This window comes from Nonomuraea cypriaca, from assembly GCF_015645445.1.
Classification (GTDB): domain Bacteria; phylum Actinomycetota; class Actinomycetes; order Streptosporangiales; family Streptosporangiaceae; genus Nonomuraea; species Nonomuraea cypriaca.
This window is the reverse complement of the sequence record NZ_JADOGI010000451.1, coordinates 1-2,857: the sequence shown is the minus strand read 5'-3', so window position 1 is coordinate 2,857 and position 2,857 is coordinate 1. Positions and strand designations below refer to the sequence as shown.

Below are 2,857 nucleotides of genomic sequence, written 5' to 3'. Positions count from 1 at the left end.
ACCCACATCCGCCCGCCGCCGGCCATGACCGCCCTCATCCGGTTACTGTCGCCCGTTGCCGCCCTCATCCCCGCCCTCCGCTGTCTCCGTCCCGTTCCGGCCGGCCTTCGCCGCGACCGCGCTCACTCGGCCGCTCTTGGACGTGGCCGCGCTCACTCGGCCGCTCTTGGACGTGGCCGCGCTCACCCGGCCGCCCTTGGACGTGGACCGCGCTCATCCGGCCGCCTTGCCGATGATCGCCAGTACGGTGGCGGCGGCCGCCGCCGCGCGGCGCTCGTCCACGTCCTGCTCCTCCTCCGCGGCCCCGCGCCCGGCTGAGCGGACGCGCTCACCGATCGCCCGCCGCTCCGGTACGGCGAAGCTCCCGAACGTACGGCGCAGCAGCGGCAACACGTCCGTGAACTGGTCACCGGACAACCCGGTGAGCCAGCCGTCCACCAGGCTCAGCAGCCGCGGGTCGTGCACCAGCAGCAACCCGCCCCCGGCCAGGAACCCCTCGACCCAGGACGCCGCCCTGGCCGGGGTCTGCCCGCGGGACATGGCCCTGGACATGCGGTCACCGACGTCCTCGAGCTCACCCGAGTCCAGCAGGATCCTGGTCAGCCGGCCTTCGATGAGCCCGTGCAGGTCCTGCCGATCGCTGATCCCCCGCAACGTGACCAACCACCGACTCCGCGACGACCCACCACCACCGTCAACCACGCCACCACCGGCGGTGCTGTCCCCACCAGTCTCACCACCACCGGCCACGGCGCCCTCGCCAGTTCCACCACCGCCGACCATGGTGTCGCCGCCGCCGACCACAGTGCCCGCGCCAGTCTCGCCACCACCGGCCGTGGTGTCCCCACCGGTTACGCCGCCGCCAACCACGGTGTCCCCGCTCGTCGCGGCACCGGCCTCTGCGCCCTGCGCCGCGCGACCATCGGAGGGTGCGGCGGAGTCGGGTGCGGCGGGGTCGGTGAGGAGGGCGACGGCTGTGTGGACGGCGTCCACGTGTTTGAGCAGTTCCGCCGCCGCGTCGTCGTCCAGGCCGGTCACCGCCACCGGCAGCCCCACGCAGACCCGGTCCAGCATCGAGTCCACGATCACCGCCAGCCCCTCGGCCGAGGTGCCGCGGACGTCGCCGTAGCGGTGGGCGCGGACCATCGCGGGCAGGGCCGCCATCAGGTGCGTGACGTCGGTGTCCAGCGCCGCCTTGGCCGACAGCGCCGCCAGCACCTCGGGCAGCGCCTCCGGCAGGTCGGCCAGCAGGCACTGCTCGACCAGCGACGTCAGGTCCGCCAGCGCCGCCGACTGCGCCCCCGCGAGGTCGCCGGCCCGCCGCGCGGAGGCGCCGGCCACGGTGGTGCCCAGGGCGGCGTGCTCGATCAGGGCGAGGTCGTGCTCGGGCCGCCACTGCAGCGTCCACGTCTCCCTGAACGTCCCCTTGCCCCGCGCCTGTCCCGGTGTGCCCCAGGCGACGCCGAGCAGCCGCAGCCGGTGCAGCAGGTGGCTGCGGTCGAGGTCGAGCGGTTTACGCAGGTCGAGGTCGATCTCGCGGTCGAGCGCCTCCGGCTTGAGTTTCAACCGCCGCTGCTGGTCACGCAGGTCCCGTTGGAGCGGCACCATGGGAGTGCCGTCCGAGACGTGGCCGAGCCGGTCGCCGACGACCATGCGCCGCTGGATCAGCTCCACGGCCAGGTCGTCACCCTCGCACAGCACGGCCCTGGCCGCCTCGGTCACCTCACTCAGCCCGGCCAGCGGGCGACCGCGCAGGACGGCGAGGCTGTTCGCGAGGCGTACGGACTCGATGACGTGCGCGGACGACACGGGCAGCCCCTCGTCGCGCAGCACCGCCGCCGCCTCGGCCAGCCAGCGCTCCACGGGCCGGTCCGGCGCGCCGAACAGGTGGTGGTACCAGCCCGGTGAGGTGATCCCCGCGCCGTAGCCGCTCCACGAGGCCAGCCGCCCGTACGTCCACGGCACCCAGGTCAGCTCGGCCTTCACCTTCGGCAGCCCGCGCAGCAGCGCGTTGTCCGCCGCCGCGGACGGCAGCGGCCCGGCCAGCGCGGGAACATGCCAGGCCCCGCACACCACCGCGATCCTCCGGTGCCCTTGCTTGATCGCCGCACGCAGGGTCTTCCGCATGTACGCCTCACGCCGGGCCTCCCGCCCATCCGGCTCGTACCCCTCCCGTACGGCGCCCATGGCCTCAGCGATCACCTCGAACCACGGCGCCGACCCCGGCACGGAACCGGGCAACGAGCCGGACGAGGGAACTGGGGCTGGACCTGACGAGCCGGACACCGGACCGACCGCCCGACCGGACAGCGGCAGGGTGTCGCCGCGGTGTTCGACGACGTCTTCCCACCAGCGTTCCGGGTCGTCGTAGCCGGCGGCTGCGGCGAGGGAGGCGATGGGGTCGGCCCGCATGTCGGGGACCTCGTCGTCGGTCTGGTCGGCCAGTGAATGGGCCGCCGGCAGGTCGCAGAAGCGTACGGGGATGCCTGCGGACGTGCCGTACAGGATGGCCTGCCATTCCGGTGAGAAGGCGGCGAACGGCCAGAAGGCGGCGCTGGCCGGCACGCCCGGGACGTGCGCGAGCAGCGCGACAGGCGGCTCCTGGTCCGGGGCGAGCGAGATGAGCGGGTCGGCCTCCGGCGGGCCCTCGATGAGGATCGCGTCGGGTTCGAGCCGCTCCAACTCGGCCCGTACGGCCCGCGCCGACCCGGGCCCGTGATGCCGCACGCCCAGAACGTAGACGCGCCCCTCCCCCACCACCAGCACACCCCCCTGCCCTTGACCAGCACCTACATGTCCCGGAGTGTCGGCCGCATGGTCGGAAGGGGCGTCTGCGTGGCCTTGACCAGTGCCCACG

At 73.9% G+C, this 2,857-nt stretch carries 1 protein-coding gene; it reads right to left on the bottom strand.

Going from position 1 to position 2,857, the window contains the following annotated elements; genetic code table 11:
- Nucleotides 1-213 precede the first annotated feature (213 nt).
- Complete coding sequence (locus ITP53_RS54660; protein WP_195903365.1) at nucleotides 214-2,766, bottom strand: DUF5682 family protein; 2,553 nt, start codon at nucleotides 2,764-2,766, stop codon at nucleotides 214-216.
- Between the last annotated feature and the right edge of the window lie 91 nt (nucleotides 2,767-2,857).